The sequence below is a fragment of the Streptomyces sp. NPDC049585 genome, assembly GCF_040675615.1.
GTDB lineage: Bacteria > Actinomycetota > Actinomycetes > Streptomycetales > Streptomycetaceae > Streptomyces > Streptomyces luteosporeus.
Genome location: NZ_JBFAPE010000032.1, coordinates 18,201 through 34,830, shown reverse-complemented (window position 1 = coordinate 34,830; position 16,630 = coordinate 18,201). Strand labels below are relative to the sequence as shown.

Here is a 16,630-nt window from a genome sequence, read left to right as displayed (position 1 = left end):
GTCGCGCAGTTCCCCGCGCCCCTACGGGGCGCCGTGGCGGCGCAGTCGCGCCGTGGTCCGGGCCCAGCGGGCCCGTGCCGCCCACAGCAGCCGCACCGCCGACCGTGGCGCCAGTACGGCCCGTATGCGGGCGCGGCGCCGGGCCGACGCCCGCAGGGCATCGCGCACCACGGCGACATCGGCCGTGACGCTCGTGACGTCCGTGGCGTCGGCGCGCCCGGGTGGCGCGTACAGCACCTGCTCCACCGCCACTGCCACACGCCCCGCCGCCTCGGCGGGCGCGCCGGCCAGGCCCGTGGTGCGGGCGAGGTGGTCGACGGCCATGCGTGGTGTCAGTGCGTCATCGTGGATGAGCGCACCGTAGTCCCACGCGGAGTCCGTGAGTTCGCGCCAGGCGGCGAGGGTGGGCTCGGGAGCCTTGCCGCCCAGCCGCCGGCCTCTCACCGTCACCCGCCACAGCAGCGGCAGCGCCGGCAGCAGCAGGGCGGCCAGGGCCGCCAGGACGACTGCGACCACGGTCAGTGGCCCGGGGCCGGTGTCGGCACCGCCGTCCGCCGCCTGCGGCGCGGGGGCCGTGCAGCCGTCGAGCTTCTTCAGCTCGGGCGGGCAACCCTGAGGGATCGCCGGCGCCCCGGACGGCACCGAGCGCGGGCGCGGAGCGGGCTGCGGGGCACCCGGGTCGGGCACGGGGGCCTGCTGCGCCACGCTGTAGTCCGGTGTCGTCCCCCGGCTCGGGGTCGGCTCGAACCGCGTCCACCCGGCCCCCTCGAAGTACAGCTCGGGCCAGGCGTGCGCGTCCTTGGTGCCCACAGACACCGAGCCGTCCGACTGCGGGGTGCCCGGGGTGAAGCCGACGGCCACCCGCGCCGGGATGCCCAGCGTCCGGGCCATGGCGGCCATGGAGAAGGAGAAGTGGACGCAGAAGCCCTGCCGGTCGCGCAGGAAGCGGGCCAGGGCGTCGGTGCCGCCACCTGCGGCCGCTTCGGTGTCGTAGCGGAAACCGCCGCTGACCGCGAACCAGTCCTGCAGCCGGACGGCCTGCTCGTAGGCGTTCGCGGCGCCGGCGGTCACCTCACGGGCCGTCTGCGCGACGACCGCGGGCAGGGACGAGGGCACCTTGGTGTACTCGCGCAGCAGGTCCTCGGGCGGTGCGGGGGCGGCGGCGAGCTGAGCGGCCGTCGGTTCCACGTGCAGGCTGGTGACTTGGTAGCGCACGCCGCGCGTGGTCTGGCCGTGGTCGCCGACCAGCGTCCGCCCGGCGGGCTCGTAGCGCCACTTGCCCGGTGCCGTGACCTGTGCGGCCGGATACGGCATGGGCAGATAGTTCTGGCCGTAGCCGGCGGCGGCCGCGACGGAGGTGCCGACCGGGGTGACGCGGGTGGCCGGCGACAGCCCGGCGGGCGTCGGCAGGGGGCTGGGCACGTCGGTGATGCGGCGCTCCGAGGCCCGCCATGACGCGCCGTCGAACCGGTCGAGGGCGACGATGCGCAGATAGAGGTCCTGCACGGACTGGGAGGTGCTGCGGTAGCGCAGGACCTCGCGGTTCTCCGGCTGGTTGAGGCTGTTCTGCAGGGAGACCAGGGGATTGACGGCGGAGATGGTGCCCCCGCCCGGCCCGTCGCCCTCGCTCCGGCCACGGGCCCCGAGCAGCCCGCCGCCGATGGAGGGCAGCACGGCGGGCAGGGCGAGGGCGATGCCGAGCGAGAGCGCGGCGATGCGCCGCCCGGTGCGCACCGGGGCCAGGGCGGGCCCGCCGGCCGTCGTGGCCGGGCTGCCCGCAAAGCCCGGTGGCCGGGTGCCGGCGGGGAAGACCCGCCCCCAGCGGGCGAGGCGGTCGCGGCCCTCGGCCAGCAGGAGCAGCAGCAGGTAGCCGCCGGCTGCGGTGAGGAACCACAGCCAGCCGGTGTGGCCCTTGGCCAGCCCGGCGCCGATCGAGTACAGCGCGAGGAGCGGCAGCCCGGCCGGGGCCGCGCTGCGGAAGGTGACCGCGAGGGCGTCCACCACCAGCCCGACGGCCAGGACCCCGCCCACGAGCAGCAGCCGGATGCCGGGCGTGGCGGGGGCCGGGATGGCGTAGCGGCCCACGTCCTGGGCGCCCTGTTGCAGCAGGTCGCCGAGCGCGGCCAGGGCGTCGGGGCCGGGCAGCACCCCGGCGACGGCCCGGGAGCGGGCGAAGGCGAGGGTGAGCAGCAGCACGGTGCTCGCGGCCTGCAGCGCGAGCGTCAGCCAGCGGGCGAGCGGCACCCGGCGGGTGGCGGCGCCGACAGCGGTCTGCAGGGCCAGCAGCACGGCGGCCTGGGCGGCCCACACGGGCCGCTCGACCAGCGGCAGCATGGCGCAGGAGGCGGCGAGGGTGGCCAGCAGCCCGCAGATCGCCAGTCGTGTCCGTCCGCTCATGCCCGCTCCCTCGCCGCGCCGCCCGCTGCCGCCGTGCGTGCCTCGGGGGAGGCGGCCAGCCGCCACAGCGCGGCCAGCGGGGTGCCGGGGCCGACGGCCAGCGCCGACCAGCCCGCGGCGCGCAGGACCTCCAGGTGGTCCGCGGCCGGCGGGCTCCCGGGGCGCCCGGGGGCGGGGACGGGCCGGGAGACGCTGTCGAGGACGAAGGCCACGGCCGTACCGGCGCGCTGGCGCATCCGTGCGGCCACCGCGGCCTGCTCGTCGTCGAGGGTGCCGAGGAAGGCCACGAGCAGGCCCGCCCCGCCGCCCGTGCGCAGGGCGTCGTACGCGGCGGACAGACCGTCCTCCTCGGAGTGGTCGACGACGGCGAGCGTGTCGAGCAGCAGGCCCGCCGCGTCGGCCCCCTGCGGGCCGGGGCCGGTGGGGCCGCCGAAGCCGTCCGGGCCCGGCACGATCGTGCCGGTGTCCGTCAGCACCCGGACGGCGAGGCCGCGCTCCAGCAGGTGCAGGGCCGCGGAGGCGGCGGCGGAGACCGCCCACTCGAACGGCGCGTCGGGGCCGGCGCCCGCGTAGGCGATCGCCCGGGTGTCGAGCAGCACGGTGGCGTGCGCCCGCTGCGGCTGCTCCTCCCGGCGGACCATGAGCTCGCCGTGGCGGGCGGTGGAGCGCCAGTGCACCCGGCGCAGGTCGTCGCCGTGCCGGTAGCCGCGGGGGATGACGTCGTCCTCGCCGGCCAGGGCCAGGGAGCGCAGGCTGCCGTCGCCGTGGCCGGCGGTCTCGCCGCCCAGCCGCAGGGGCGGCAGCGTCTCGGTGCGCGGCACCACGGTCAGCGTGTCGTGGGTGCTGAAGCCGCGGGTGAGCTCGCACATGCCGAACGGGTCGGTCAGGCGCAGCTGCAGCGGCCCCAGCGGGTAGCGGCCGCGCAGGTCGGCGCGGATCCGGTAGGACACCTCGCGCCGGGCGCCGGGCTCCATCCGGTCCAGGACGAACCGTGGGCGCGGCCCGAGCACGTAGGGCAGGCGGTCCTGCAGCATCAGCAGGCCGGTGGGCAGCCGGGAGACGTTGGCGACGCTCAGGTCGACCCGGGCCTCGCCGCCCGCGGGCACCCGGGCCGGCGACAGCTGCCGGCTGCTGGCGACCCGGTGGCGGGTGAGGTGCAGCACCACCACGCACACCAGCGGCAGCACGGCCAGCAGCAGACCCACCCGCAACAGGTCGGCCTGGCCGAGGACGTATGCGCAGCCGGCGGCGGCCAGGCCCGCGGCGAGGAAGGAACGACCCCGGGTGGTCAGCCCCCCGAAGGCGGCCCGCAGCCCGCCGCGTCCGCCGGTGCGCCCCGGCGGACCGGAAAGGACGGACATCACCGTCTCCGGGCGCCCGGCGGCTGCTGCCCGAACGGGTCGGGCAGCGGGGTGTGCCGCAGGATGTCGGCGACGATCTGCTCGGCCGTGCGCCGGTTCAGCTGTGCCTGCGCCGTCGGCAGCAGCCGGTGCGCGAGCACCGCCCCCGCCAGTATGCGCACGTCGTCGGGCAGCGCGTAGTCGCGCCCGGCCAGGGCGGCCGCGGCCTTCGCCGCGCGCATCAGGTGCAAGGTGGCCCGCGGCGAGGCGCCCAGGCGCAGCTCCGGGTGGTGCCGGGTGGCGGTGACCAGCTCCACCGTGTAGCGCCGCACGGCCTCGGAGACGTGCACCGCGCGCACGGCGTCGACGAGCTTGAGGACCTCGTCGGCGTGCGCCACCGGCTGCAGCTCCTCCAGCGGGGAGAAGCCGCCGTGCAGGTCGAGCATCCGCAGCTCCGCCTCGGGGCCGGGGTAGCCCATGGAGACCCGGGCCATGAAGCGGTCGCGCTGCGCCTCGGGCAGCGGGTAGGTGCCCTCCATCTCCACCGGGTTCTGCGTGGCCACCACCATGAAGGGGCTGGGCAGCTCGTAGGTGTGGCCGTCGATGGTGACCTGCCGCTCCTCCATCGACTCCAGCAGCGCGGACTGCGTCTTGGGGGAGGCCCGGTTGATCTCGTCGCCGATGACGATCTGCGCGAAGATCGCGCCGGGCTTGAACTCGAAGTCGCGGCGCTGCTGGTCGTAGATGCTCACCCCGGTGATGTCCGAGGGCAGCAGGTCGGGGGTGAACTGGATGCGGCGCACCGAGCAGTCCACCGACCGGGCCAGCGCCTTGGCGAGCATCGTCTTGCCCACGCCCGGCACGTCCTCGATGAGCAGGTGCCCCTCGGCCAGCAGCACGGTCAGCGCGACCCGGACGACCTCGGGCTTGCCCTCGATCACGCTCTCCACCGACCGGCGCACCCGCTCCGCGGTCGCGGTCAGCTCGCTCGGATCGCTGCTCAGGCCCGCTCGCTCGTCATAGGTCGTCACCCGGCCCTCCTCGGCCCGTCCCAAGGACCGGGGCCCGACGGACATCCCGACGAACTCCACCCGGCCCAGCCCCGTGGCGCAAACGCCCCGACCGCGCCTTCGGGCCGGGCGTCCTTCCGGCATTCTGTCCGCCCGCGCGGCGTCCCGTCACCGCCTGTGGATAACTCGCCCGGGAGCGCCGCCCCGGCCGCGGGCCTCACGGCCGCGGGTCGATCTCGCGCAGCCGTCCCGTGGTGACGTCGAAGACGAAGCCCCGCACGTCGTCGCGGTGGGGCAGGAAGGGGGAGGTGCGCACGCGCTGCATGGACTGGCGCACGTCCTGGTCGAGGTCCTTGAAGGCCTCCACCGCCCAGGCGGGCCGCTGGCCGACCTCGGCCTCGATCTCGTGCCGGAAGTCCTCGGTCAGGTTGAGCAGGCCGCAGCCGGTGTGGTGGATCAGCACCACGGAGCGGGTGCCCAGCGCGCGCTGGCTGATGGTGAGGGAGCGGATGATGTCGTCGGTGACCACACCGCCGGCGTTGCGGATGGTGTGGCAGTCGCCGAGCTCCAGGCCGAGTGCGGCGTGCAGGTCGATGCGGGCGTCCATGCAGGCCACGACCGCGACCTTCAGGACGGGACGGGCGTCCATGCCCGGGTCGGTGAAGTGCTCGGCGTAGCGGGCGTTGGCCTCGACCAGACGGTCGGTGACCGTGGGTTCGTGCCGTTCCGGGGAGGCGGGGGACGGCGAGGGCGACGGCGACTGCGATATCGACATGGAGATCAAGGTAGTCGCCGTCCTGCTTCGATGCACCCCGCGAGCGGGACGCGCAGGTCGGTTGGTTGACCGGGGGGACGAGTGCACTAAAGTGGCGCGAAGTGGGAGGCCCGACGCTCCCCGGAACCGAAGAACCACCACGTGGCACGGTGCGTACGTACCCCTCGGCCTCCTCCCGCTCCGGTTCGTCCCGGCGTCCCTTCCCCGGCGCCCGGCCGCACCCCTTCCCCTTCGAGCGGGCGGGGACCCGGTGGGTGCGTGCCGCCGCGCTCGCCGTAGCCGACTGAAGGGCGCATGAGCAGCAACGCGCGACACGTCCCCGTCATGCTCCAGCGCTGTCTGGACATGCTCGCCCCTGCCCTCGCCACCCCCGGAGCGGTCGTCGTCGACTGCACCCTGGGCCTGGGCGGCCACAGCGAGGCGCTGCTGAAGACCTTCCCCGACGTCCGGCTCGTCGCCCTCGACCGCGACCCCTCGGCCCTGGCCCTGGCCACCGAGCGCCTGGCGCCCTACGGCGACCGCGCCACGCTGGTGCGGGCCGTCTACCACGAGCTGCCCGAGGTGCTGGAGCGCCTGGGCATCGACCGCGTCCAGGGCGTCCTGTTCGACCTCGGCGTGTCCTCCATGCAGCTCGACGAGGCCGACCGCGGCTTCGCCTACGCCCAGGACGCCCCCCTGGACATGCGCATGGACCAGACGACCGGCATGAGCGCCGCCGAGGTCCTCAACAGCTACCCGCCCGGCGAGCTGGTGCGCATCCTGCGCGCGTACGGCGAGGAGAAGCAGGCCAAGCGCATCGTCTCCGCCATCGTGCGCGAGCGCGAGAAGGAGCCCTTCACCAACAGCGCCCGGCTCGTGGAGCTCATCCGCGACGCCCTGCCGCAGGCCGCCAAGCGGCACGGCGGCAACCCGGCCAAGCGCACCTTCCAGGCCCTGCGCATCGAGGTCAACGGGGAGCTGGCCAGCGTGGAGGCGGCCATTCCCGCCGCCGTCGAGGCCATCGCCGTCGGCGGCCGCGTCGTCGTGCTGTCGTACCAGTCGCTGGAGGACCGCATCGTCAAGTCGGTCTTCGCGGCCGGCGCGACGAGCACCGCCCCGCCCGGGCTGCCGGTGGTGCCCGAGGAGTACCAGCCGCGCCTGAAGCTCCTCACGCGCGGCGCCGAGCTGCCCACCGAGGAGGAGGTCGCCGAGAACCGGCGAGCCGCCCCCGCCCGGCTGCGCGGCGTCGAACGCATCCGCGAGGACGTCCGGTGAGCCCGGCCGCCCGGCGCGGCACCCGCCTGGCGCGGGTCCTGCCGGCCGGGCCCACCGGCGCCCGCCGCACCCCCTTCGTCCTGCTGGTCGTGGTGCTGCTGGGCTCCGGGCTGATCTCCCTGCTGCTGCTCAACTCCTCCCTCAACCAGGGCTCCTTCGAGCTGAGCAGGCTGCAGCGCAAGACCACCGAGCTCACCGACGAGCAGCAGGCCCTGCAGCAGGAGGTCGACCAGCTCGCCGCGCCCGACGCCCTGGAGCGCCGCGCCCGCGAGATGGGCATGGTCCCCGGCGGCAGCCCGGCCTTCCTGGGCCCCGACGGCACCGTACGGGGCGTCCCCGCGCCCGCCGGCACCGAGGACCCCGCCGCCCCGGCCTCGTACACCGCGCCCGCGGCGCCGCACGAGCCGGCCACCGCCCCCGACCCGCTGCTGGTGCCCCCCGCGACCGTGGCCCCGCAGGCGCCCCCCGCGCCGCCGGCCGCCCCCGGGACGGCGCCCACGGGCGGCCGCGCGCCCGCCGCGCCGCCCGCCGAGCAGCGCGGCGACGCCCCCGAGCGGCCCGCGGCCGACGCCCCCGCCCCGGCGCTCCCGCCCGCGCCGGCCCTGCCCCAGCCGCCGGGCGGGGCGGGCCCGCAGGCCGGGCACCGCACCGGCTAGGAGCGGGCCGGCGCACGGACGGCACCCGTGGCGAGCAGCAGGCAGACGAAACCACAGCAGACAGGCAGCACCCGCAACGGATTCAGGTAGGTGAGGTCGTGACGGCGCCCAGGCAGCCCCGCCGCCCCGTCCCCGGGCCCGCGCGCCCGGCCGCGCGGCCCGCCCGTCCCCGCCCCGGCGCGCAGGCGCTGCGGCTGGGCAGCCCCCGGCCGCGGCTGCGCGCCATCGGCGTGGGGCTCACGCTGGTGATGCTGGTCTTCACCGTGCGCCTGCTGCAGGTGCAGGCCGTCGACGCCGACGCGTACGCCGCCCGGGCCAACCTCAACCGCTACATCCCCGTGACGCTGGCGGCCGAGCGGGGGGCCATCACCGACCGTACGGGCGTGGATCTGGCCACCACCGTCGACGCCTACGACGTCACCGCCGCCCCCGACCTGCTGACCCCCGAGCGGATCAAGGTCGAGGGCGCCGCCCGGCAGGCCGCGGAGCTGCTGGCGCCGGTCCTGGCGGAGGAGGTGGACGTCCTCGAACAGAAGCTGACGGCGAACCCGAAGTCCAAGTACGTCGTCCTCGCCCGCCGCCAGACCCCGCAGACCTGGCGCAAGATCGCCCAGCTCAAGCAGGCCCAGGCGGACAAGGCCCGCCACGGCAAGGCCGCCAACGTCCTGGCCGGCGTCAACCGCGAGGCCCACAGCAAGCGCGTCTACCCCAACGGCGAGCTCGCCGCCGGCCTGCTGGGCTTCGTCAACGGCGACGGCCGCGGCGGCGGGGGCCTGGAGGCCCAGCTCGACGAGGTGCTGGCCGGAAAGAACGGCAAGCGCGTCTACGCGCAGTCCGGCGGCCGCCAGGTGCCCACCGGCGACGTCAAGGAGCAGGCCGCCGTCCCCGGCTCCGACGTCGAGCTGACCATCGACCGCGACATCCAGTGGGCCGCCCAGAACGCCGTCTCCCGGCAGGTGCGCGAGTCCGGCGCCGACCGCGGGTACGTCGTCGTCCAGGACACCCGCACCGGCGAGATCCTCGCCATGGCCGGCGCGCCCGGCTACGACCCCAACGACCTCGCCCACGCCGACCGCGCCGCGCTCGGCAACCCGGCCCTGCAGGACGCGTACGAGCCCGGCAGCGTCAGCAAGGTCATGACCATGGCCGCCGTGCTGGAGGAGGGCGTGGCCACCCCGATGACGCACGTGGAGGTGCCCAACCGGCTGCCCCGGGCCGACCGCGCCTTCGCCGACGACATCGACCACCCCACCTGGCACCTGACCCTCAACGGCGTCCTGGCCAAATCCAGCAACATCGGCACCATCCTCGCCAGCGAGCAGCTCGGCAAGACCCGCGAGGAGGCCAACGAGGTCCTCTACACCTATCTGCGCAAATTCGGCATCGGCCGCCCCACGGGCCTGGACTTCCCCGGCGAGACCCCCGGCCTGCTCGCCAAGCCGGCCGACTGGAAGTCCTCCCGGGCCTACACCATCCCCTTCGGCCAGGGCCTGTCCCTCAACGCCGTCCAGGCCGCCTCCGTGTACTCCACCATCGCCGGCGGCGGCGAGCGCGTCCAGCCGTCCCTGGTCCGCGGCAGCAAGGGCCCCGACGGCCGCTTCACCCCCGCTCCCACGCCGCCGCGCACCCGGGTGGTCAGCGAGAAGACCGCCCGCGAGCTCACCGGGATGCTGGAGTCGGTCGTCGACGACCAGGAGGGCACCGGCACCAAGGCGAAGATCCCCGGCTACCGCGTCGCCGGCAAGACCGGCACGTCCAACCGGGTGGACCCCACCACCGGCCGCTACCACGGCTACACCGCCTCCTTCGCCGGCTTCGCCCCCGCCGACGCGCCCCGGGTCACGGTCTACTGCGCCCTGCAGAACCCCACCCGCGGCAGCTACTTCGGCGGGCAGGTCTGCGGCCCGGTCTTCAAGCAGGTCATGGAGTTCGCCCTGAAGACCCTCCAGATCCCCCCGTCCGGCTCGCAGCCGCCCCGGCTGCCGGTGAGCTACGACGGCCAGTGAAGCCGGAGCGGCCGTGACGACGATCACTCCCGATCGCGGGAACCGCGGCCCGGAGCGCCCCTCGCTTCGCGACGAGGCGGGTGCGCCCGGTACGCTCACCGCCGTGCCACACGCTGATCAGTCCCACACCACCCCCCAGGCCGCCCCTCCCGCCACCCCGGGAGCGCCCCGGCCCGCCGGGGTCACTCCCGTGCCCCTCGCGGAGCTGGCCGGTCAGCTGGGCATCGCCGTGCCCGAGGGCGCCCGCGCCGTGGAGGTCACCGGCATCACCCACGACTCGCGGGCGGTGCGCCCGGGCGACGTCTACGCCGCCCTGCCCGGCGCCCGCTTCCACGGCGCCGACTTCGCGGCCCAGGCCGCGGGCCTGGGCGCCGTCGCCGTGCTGACCGACCCGGCCGGCGCCGAGCGCGCCGCCGCCACCGATCTGCCCGTCCTGGCCGTCGACGCCCCGCGCGAGCGCATGGGCGCGCTGGCCGCCACGATCTACGGCGAGCCCGGCGAGGACCTGCTGCAGATCGGCATCACCGGCACCTCGGGCAAGACCACCACCGCGTACCTCATCGAGGGCGGGCTGGGCGCCCTGGCCGGCCCGACCGGCCTGATCGGCACGGTCGAGTCCCGCATCGCGGGCGAGCGGATCAAGTCCGAGCGCACCACGCCGGAGGCCACCGACCTGCAGGCGCTGTTCGCCGTGATGCGCGAGCGCGGCGTGCGCTCGGTGGCCATGGAGGTCTCCAGCCACGCCCTGCGGCTCGGCCGCGTCGACGGCTGCGTCTTCGACGTCGCCGTCTTCAACAACCTCAGCCCGGAGCACATGGAGTTCCACTCCGGCATGGAGGACTACTTCGCCGCCAAGGCGGAGCTGTTCACCAAGCAGCGCAGCCGCCTGGGCGTGGTCAACCTCGACGACGAGTACGGCCGCCGGCTGGCCCACGGCGAGGCGGAGGTCCCGGTGATCACCTTCTCGGCCGAGGGTCGCGAGGACGCCGACTGGCGCGCCACCGACGTCGAGATCGGCCCCTTCGACTCCACCTTCACCGTGCGCGGCCCCCAGGGCGTGACCGTACGGGCCCGCTCGCCGCTCGCCGGACCCTTCAACGTGGCCAACGCGCTCGCCGCGATCGTGGCGCTGGTCGCCGCCGGTGCCGATCCGCAGGCCGCCGCCGACGGCGTCGCCGCCGTGCCCGGCGTCCCCGGCCGCCTGGAGCGCGTCGACGCCGGCCAGCCCTACCTGGCGGTGGTCGACTACGCCCACAAGACGGATGCCGTCGAATCGGTTCTCCGCGCGCTGCGCAAGGTCGGCACCGGCCGCGTGCACGCCGTCCTGGGCTGCGGCGGGGACCGCGACACCACCAAGCGGGCCCCCATGGGCGCGGCCCTGGCCAGGCTCGCCGACACCGCCGTGCTGACCTCCGACAACCCCCGCTCCGAGGATCCCCTCGCGATCCTCGCCACCATGCTTTCGGGCGCCGCCGAGGTGCCCGCCGCCGAACGCGGTGCCGTCCTCGTCCTGGAGGACCGCGCCGCAGCCATCGCCGCCGCCGTCGCCCGCGCCGAACCCGGCGACACCGTCGTGGTCCTGGGCAAGGGCCACGAACAGGGCCAGGACGTCGCCGGAGTGGTACGCCCCTTCGACGACCGCCGGGTGCTGCGCGAGGCCATCGAGCACAGCCGGGCGACCGCGCCTGCGACCAAGCACCGGAACGACCAGGGATGACCAACCGCCATGCGCGCACAACCCTCCCCCCGGCAGCTCTCCCGCACGATGGGAGGTGACGACCGGTGATCGCACTCTCCCTCGCGGAGATCGCCGCCATCACGGGCGGGCGGCCGCACGACATACCGGACCCGCAGTCGGTCGTGACCGGCCCGGTCGTCATCGACTCCCGCCAGGTGCGGCCCGGCGCGCTGTTCGCGGCGTTCGCCGGGGAGCGCGTCGACGGCCATGACTTCGCCGCCCGGGCGGTCGCCGACGGCGCCGTGGCCGTACTGGCCGCCCGGCCCGTCGGCGTGCCCGCCGTCGTCGTCGACGACGTCGTCGCGGCCCTCGGCCGGCTCGCCCGGGCCGTCGTGGAGCGACTGGGCACCACCGTGGTGGGCCTGACCGGCTCCGCCGGCAAGACCAGCACCAAGGACCTCGTCGCCCAGCTGCTGCAGCACGCCGGCCCCACCGTGTGGACCCCCGGCTCGCTCAACAACGAGATCGGGCTGCCGCTGACCGCGCTGAGCGCCGACGAGGAGACCCGGCACCTGGTGCTGGAGATGGGCGCCCGCGGCATCGGCCACATCCGCTACCTGGCCGAGCTCACCCCGCCGCGCATCGGCGTGGTGCTCAACGTCGGCACCGCCCACGTCGGCGAGTTCGGCGGCCGCGAGCAGATCGCGCAGGCCAAGGGGGAACTGGTCGAGGCGCTGCCCGCCGCCGAGGCCGGCGGCGTCGCCGTGCTCAACGCCGACGACCCGCTGGTGCGCGCCATGAGCAGCCGTACCAAGGCCCGCATCGTGCTGTTCGGCGAGGCGCCGGACGCCGCCGTGCGTGCCGAGGACGTCCGCCTCGACGAGCGCGGACGGCCCGCCTTCACGCTGCACACCCCCACCGGGTGCGGCGAGGTGACCATGCAGCTGTACGGTGAGCACCACGTGTCGAACGCGCTCGCCGCGGCCGCCGTCGCCCATGAGCTGGGCATGTCTGCCGAGGAGATCGCTTCCGTGCTCGGCGGTGCGGGCCAGCTCTCCCGCTGGCGGATGGAGGTCACCGAGCGCGCGGACGGCGTGACGATCGTCAACGACGCCTACAACGCCAACCCCGAGTCCATGCGGGCGGCGCTGCGCGCGCTGGCCGCCATGGGCGAGGCCGCCCGGGCTAGGGGCGGGCGTACGTGGGCAGTACTCGGTCGGATGGCCGAGCTGGGCGGGGAGTCACTCGCCGAGCACGACGCGGTCGGACGGCTCGCCGTCCGGCTCAACGTCAGCAAGCTCGTGGCAGTCGGGGGTCGGGAAGCGGCCTGGCTGCAGATGGGCGCCTACAACGAGGGTTCGTGGGGTGAGGAGTCGGTGCACGTGTCCGACGCGCAGGCGGCGGTCGACCTGTTGCGCAGTGAGCTGCGCCCGGGAGACGTCGTACTGGTGAAGGCGTCCAGGTCGGTGGGTCTGGAGCGGGTGGCCGACGCGCTGCTCGCGGTCGACGGTGAGGTCGCCGGTCGATGAACCAGATCCTCTTCGCGGGTGTCATCGGTCTGTTCCTGACCCTCATCGGCACCCCGCTGCTGATCAAGTTCCTCGCCCGCAAGGGCTACGGCCAGTTCATCCGGGACGACGGCCCGCGCACCCATGGCAGCAAGAAGGGCACGCCCACCATGGGCGGCATCGCCTTCATCCTCGCCACCCTCATCGCGTACGCCGTCACCAAGGTGATCACCAGCCAGTCGCCGACCACCTCGGGCCTGCTGGTGCTCTTCCTGACCGCCGGCATGGGCCTGGTGGGCTTCCTCGACGACTACATCAAGATCGTCAAGCAGCGCAGCCTGGGTCTGCGCGCCAAGGCGAAGATGGCCGGCCAGCTGATCGTCGGCATCGCCTTCGCGGTGCTCGCCCTGCAGTTCGCCGACACCCGGGGCCAGACCCCGGCCTCGACCCGGCTGTCCTTCACCCAGGACTTCGGCTGGTCCGTCGGCCCGGTGATCTTCGTGGTCTGGGCGCTGTTCATGATCCTTGCGATGTCGAACGGCGTGAACCTCACCGACGGCCTCGACGGCCTGGCCACCGGTGCCTCGGTGATGGTCTTCGGCGCCTACGTCTTCATCGGCACCTGGCAGCACGGCCAGTCCTGCGCCAACGCCCTGACCGCCGGCGCGTCCTGCTACGAGGTCCGCGATCCGCTCGACCTCGCGGTCGTCGCCTCCGCCCTGATGGGCTCCTGCTTCGGCTTCCTGTGGTGGAACACCTCGCCGGCCAAGATCTTCATGGGTGACACCGGCTCGCTCGCCCTCGGCGGCGCGCTCGCGGGACTTGCGATCTGCTCCCGCACCGAGCTGCTGCTCGCGCTCCTCGGCGGCCTGTTCGTCCTGATCACCATGTCCGTGATCATCCAGGTCGGCTCCTTCCGCCTGACCGGGAAGCGCGTCTTCCGGATGGCCCCGCTCCAGCACCACTTCGAACTCAAGGGGTGGAGCGAGGTCCTGGTCGTGGTCCGCTTCTGGATCATCCAGGGCCTGTGCGTGGCCGTCGGCCTCGGAATCTTCTACGCCGGATGGTTGGCCATCAAGTGAGCACCGCACAGTACAGCGGCAAGCACATCACCGTCGCCGGTCTCGGCGTGAGCGGCGTCAGCGCCGCCCGCGCCCTGGCCGGCCTCGGCGCGCGCGTCACCGTCGTCGACGGCGGCGATGGCGAGACCCTGCGCGAGCGGGCCGCCTTCCTCGACTCCCAGGGCATCACCGTCCGCCTCGCGGACGCCGACACCCTGCCCGAGGGCACCGACCTCGTCGTCACCTCGCCCGGCTGGCGGCCCGACAGCCCGCTGTTCGCGGCGGCCGCCGCGGCCGGCGTCGAGGTCGTCGGGGACGTGGAGGTCGCCTGGCAGCTGCGCGGCGAGGGCGCCGCCCCCTGGCTCGCGATCACCGGCACCAACGGCAAGACCACCACCGTCCAGATGCTGGCCTCCATCCTGCAGGCCGCCGGGCTGCGCACGGCCGCCGTCGGCAACATCGGCACGCCCATCATCGACGTGGTGCTCGGCGAGCAGCAGTACGACGTGCTCGCGGTTGAGCTCTCCAGCTACCAGCTGCACTGGGCGCCCTCGCTGCGCGCCCACTCCGCGGCCGTCCTCAACGTCGCCCCCGACCACCTCGACTGGCACGGCTCCCTGAACGCCTACGCCGCCGACAAGGGCCGCATCTACGAGGGCAACACGATCGCCTGCGTCTACAACGTCGAGGACCCGGCCACCGAGCGCCTGGTGATGGCGGCCGACGTCGAGGAGGGCTGCCGGGCCATCGGCTTCACCCTCGGCGCCCCCGGCCCGTCCATGCTGGGCGTGGTCGACGACCTCCTGGTCGACCGGGCCTTCGTCGCCGACCGGCACCACCAGGCGCAGGAGCTCGCACAGATCTCCGACATCGCGCCCGCCGCCGGCCCGGCCGCCCCGCACAACATCGCCAACGCGCTGGCTGCCGCCGCCCTGGCGCGCGCCTTCGGCGTGGAGCCGGCGGCCGTCCGGGACGGCCTGCGGGCCTTCCGCCCGGACGCCCACCGCATCGCCCACGTCGCCGACGTCGACGGTGTGGCCTACGTGGACGACTCCAAGGCCACCAACCCGCACGCCGCCCAGGCCTCCCTGGCCGCGTACGAGTCGGTGGTGTGGATCGCCGGCGGCCTGGCCAAGGGCGCGACCTTCGACGAGCTGGTGGCCGCCTCCGCGAAGCGGCTGCGCGGCGCCGTCCTCATCGGGGCCGACCGGGCACTGATCCGGCAGGCGCTGGCGCGACACGCCCCGGATGTGCCGGTGGTCGACCTCGAACGGACCGACACTGGGGCGATGGCCGCGGCGGTCCGCGAGGCGACGCGGCTGGCGGGGCCGGGGGACACCGTCCTGATGGCCCCGGCCTGTGCGTCGATGGACATGTTCACCAACTACAGCAAGCGCGGCGAGGCCTTCGCCGAGGCGGTACGGGAGCTGGCCGCCGGCCGCGACGGCGAACAGTAGCGGCCGCCCGCCGGCGGTGCGGGCGCCGCGCTTGCCACCATGACGAGCGCGGCGGCCCGGGCCCGGCAGCGGATCGGGCGGCCCTGACCAGCGAAGGGGCGACCCGGGATGCACGCCGAGAACGCCATGACGCCGCTTCGAGCCCTGACGGCCCTGCGCGGCCAGGCGGCCCGTTCCCGGCCCGCACGGGCCCCGCGGCCGGCCGGCCGCGGCTTCGGCAGCCCCTCGCCCCGGCGCCCCGGGCGCGGCGGCGCCGGCGGCCTGCGCGCTCTGCACGCCCGGGCCCGGCGGGCCTGGGACCGTCCGCTGACCGCCTACTACCTTGTGCTCGGCGGCTCGCTGCTGATCATCGTGCTGGGCCTGGTCATGGTCTACTCGGCCTCCCAGATCAAGGCCCTGCAGAACGGCCTGGCACCCAGCTACTTCTTCCGCAAGCAGCTGCTGGCCGCCGCCATCGGCACCGTGCTGCTGCTCGCGGCGGCCCGTACGCCCGTACGGCTGCTGCGGGCGCTGGCGTACCCGCTGCTGGCCGTCTCCGTCTTCCTGCTGTGCCTGGTGCAGGTGCCGGGCATCGGCGAGACCATCAACGGCAACACCAACTGGATCTCCCTCGGCGGGCCCTTCCAGCTGCAGCCCAGCGAGTTCGGCAAGCTGGCCCTCGTCCTGTGGGGCGCCGACCTGCTGGCCCGCAAGCACTCCAAGAAGCTGCTCGGCCAGTGGAAGCACCTGCTGGTGCCGCTGGTGCCGGTCACCTTCCTGCTGCTGGGCCTGATCATGCTGGGCGGCGACATGGGCACCACCGTGGTGCTCACCGCCGTGCTGCTGGGCCTGCTGTGGATCGCCGGCGCCCCCACCCGGCTGTTCGCCGGCGTCTTCGGCGTCACCGCCGCCCTGGCCATGCTCTTCATCAAGACCAGCGCCAACCGCATGTCCCGCCTGGAGTGCATCGGCGCCACCGACCCTGGGGTCAACGACCAGTGCTGGCAGGCCGTGCACGGCATCTATGCGCTGGCCAACGGCGGCTGGTTCGGCGCAGGTCTCGGGGCGAGTGTGGAGAAATGGGGTGAACTGCCCGAGCCCCACACCGACTTCATCTTCGCCATCACCGGCGAGGAGCTGGGGCTTGCAGGGACGCTGTCGGTGCTCGCCCTGTTCGCGGCTCTAGGCTATGCGGGTATCCGCGTGGCCGGACGCACGGAGGACCCCTTCGTGAGGTACGCCGCGGGAGGCGTGACCACCTGGATCACGGCACAGGCCGTGGTGAACATCGGTGCGGTGCTCGGCCTGCTGCCGATCGCCGGCGTCCCCCTCCCGCTGTTCTCCTACGGAGGGTCCGCCCTGCTGCCGACCATGTTCGCCATCGGGCTGCTCATCGCCTTCGCACGCGACGAACCCGGTGCGCGGGCGGCACTGGCCATGCGGCAGCCTGGGGTGAGATGGAAGACGATGAGACGGCGCGTCAAGAAGCGACCGTCCGGAGAGCGGTGA

The 16,630-nt window shown here is 74.7% G+C and carries 12 protein-coding genes; 8 read left to right on the top strand and 4 right to left on the bottom strand.

Going from position 1 to position 16,630, the window contains the following annotated elements; genetic code table 11:
• Positions 1 to 21: 21 nt before the first annotated feature.
• The 4 genes from AB0K17_RS25530 to AB0K17_RS25515 form a co-directional block, all read right to left on the bottom strand.
• Positions 22 to 2,397 (bottom strand): DUF3488 and transglutaminase-like domain-containing protein, encoded by a 2,376-nt coding sequence (locus AB0K17_RS25530; protein ID WP_365984355.1) that lies wholly within the window; start codon positions 2,395 to 2,397, stop codon positions 22 to 24.
• Complete coding sequence (locus AB0K17_RS25525) at positions 2,394 to 3,758, bottom strand: DUF58 domain-containing protein (RefSeq protein ID WP_365984354.1); 1,365 nt, start codon at positions 3,756 to 3,758, stop codon at positions 2,394 to 2,396. Before AB0K17_RS25525 ends, AB0K17_RS25530 begins: the two co-directional genes overlap by 4 nt.
• Positions 3,758 to 4,768 (bottom strand): MoxR family ATPase, encoded by a 1,011-nt coding sequence (locus AB0K17_RS25520; RefSeq protein ID WP_365984353.1) that lies wholly within the window; start codon positions 4,766 to 4,768, stop codon positions 3,758 to 3,760. Before AB0K17_RS25520 ends, AB0K17_RS25525 begins: the two co-directional genes overlap by 1 nt.
• A 196-nt stretch (positions 4,769 to 4,964) precedes the next feature.
• Entirely contained in the window at positions 4,965 to 5,522 is a 558-nt protein-coding gene (locus AB0K17_RS25515) for a carbonic anhydrase (RefSeq protein ID WP_365968295.1), read from the bottom strand.
• Between the two features lie 294 nt (positions 5,523 to 5,816).
• Here AB0K17_RS25515 and rsmH point away from each other — a divergent pair, with 294 nt between their 5' ends.
• The 8 genes from rsmH to ftsW all read left to right on the top strand — a co-directional run bounded on the left by rsmH (position 5,817) and on the right by ftsW (position 16,630).
• A complete protein-coding gene (gene rsmH / locus AB0K17_RS25510; protein ID WP_365984352.1) occupies positions 5,817 to 6,776 on the top strand; it encodes a 16S rRNA (cytosine(1402)-N(4))-methyltransferase RsmH in 960 nt (319 codons plus the stop codon).
• Positions 6,773 to 7,432, top strand: coding sequence for a septum formation initiator family protein (locus tag AB0K17_RS25505; RefSeq protein WP_365984351.1), 660 nt, complete (start codon positions 6,773 to 6,775; stop codon positions 7,430 to 7,432). Before rsmH ends, AB0K17_RS25505 begins: the two co-directional genes overlap by 4 nt.
• A 98-nt stretch (positions 7,433 to 7,530) precedes the next feature.
• Positions 7,531 to 9,438, top strand: coding sequence for a penicillin-binding protein 2 (locus AB0K17_RS25500; RefSeq protein WP_365984350.1), 1,908 nt, complete (start codon positions 7,531 to 7,533; stop codon positions 9,436 to 9,438).
• A 13-nt stretch (positions 9,439 to 9,451) separates the two neighbouring features.
• A complete protein-coding gene (locus AB0K17_RS25495) occupies positions 9,452 to 11,155 on the top strand; it encodes a UDP-N-acetylmuramoyl-L-alanyl-D-glutamate--2,6-diaminopimelate ligase (protein ID WP_365968299.1) in 1,704 nt (567 codons plus the stop codon).
• A 65-nt stretch (positions 11,156 to 11,220) separates the two neighbouring features.
• Positions 11,221 to 12,645, top strand: a complete 1,425-nt coding sequence (gene murF, locus AB0K17_RS25490) for a UDP-N-acetylmuramoyl-tripeptide--D-alanyl-D-alanine ligase (RefSeq protein ID WP_365968300.1) — start codon at positions 11,221 to 11,223, stop codon at positions 12,643 to 12,645.
• Positions 12,642 to 13,706 (top strand): phospho-N-acetylmuramoyl-pentapeptide-transferase, encoded by a 1,065-nt coding sequence (gene mraY, locus AB0K17_RS25485; RefSeq protein ID WP_344439255.1) that lies wholly within the window; start codon positions 12,642 to 12,644, stop codon positions 13,704 to 13,706. The genes murF and mraY overlap by 4 nt, the downstream gene beginning before the upstream one ends.
• Complete coding sequence (gene murD, locus AB0K17_RS25480; protein ID WP_365968301.1) at positions 13,703 to 15,142, top strand: UDP-N-acetylmuramoyl-L-alanine--D-glutamate ligase; 1,440 nt, start codon at positions 13,703 to 13,705, stop codon at positions 15,140 to 15,142. Before mraY ends, murD begins: the two co-directional genes overlap by 4 nt.
• 108 nt (positions 15,143 to 15,250) lie before the next feature.
• Positions 15,251 to 16,630, top strand: a complete 1,380-nt coding sequence (ftsW, locus tag AB0K17_RS25475) for a putative lipid II flippase FtsW (protein WP_365968302.1) — start codon at positions 15,251 to 15,253, stop codon at positions 16,628 to 16,630.

Coding starts and splice junctions, on each gene's coding strand:
- AB0K17_RS25530 (WP_365984355.1), bottom strand. CDS start 2,397: ATGAGCGGACGGACACGACTGGCGATCTGCGGGCTGCTGGCCACCCTC.
- AB0K17_RS25525 (WP_365984354.1), bottom strand. CDS start 3,758: ATGTCCGTCCTTTCCGGTCCGCCGGGGCGCACCGGCGGACGCGGCGGG.
- AB0K17_RS25515 (WP_365968295.1), bottom strand. CDS start 5,522: ATGTCGATATCGCAGTCGCCGTCGCCCTCGCCGTCCCCCGCCTCCCCG.
- rsmH (WP_365984352.1), top strand. CDS start 5,817: ATGAGCAGCAACGCGCGACACGTCCCCGTCATGCTCCAGCGCTGTCTG.
- mraY (WP_344439255.1), top strand. CDS start 12,642: ATGAACCAGATCCTCTTCGCGGGTGTCATCGGTCTGTTCCTGACCCTC.
- ftsW (WP_365968302.1), top strand. CDS start 15,251: ATGCACGCCGAGAACGCCATGACGCCGCTTCGAGCCCTGACGGCCCTG.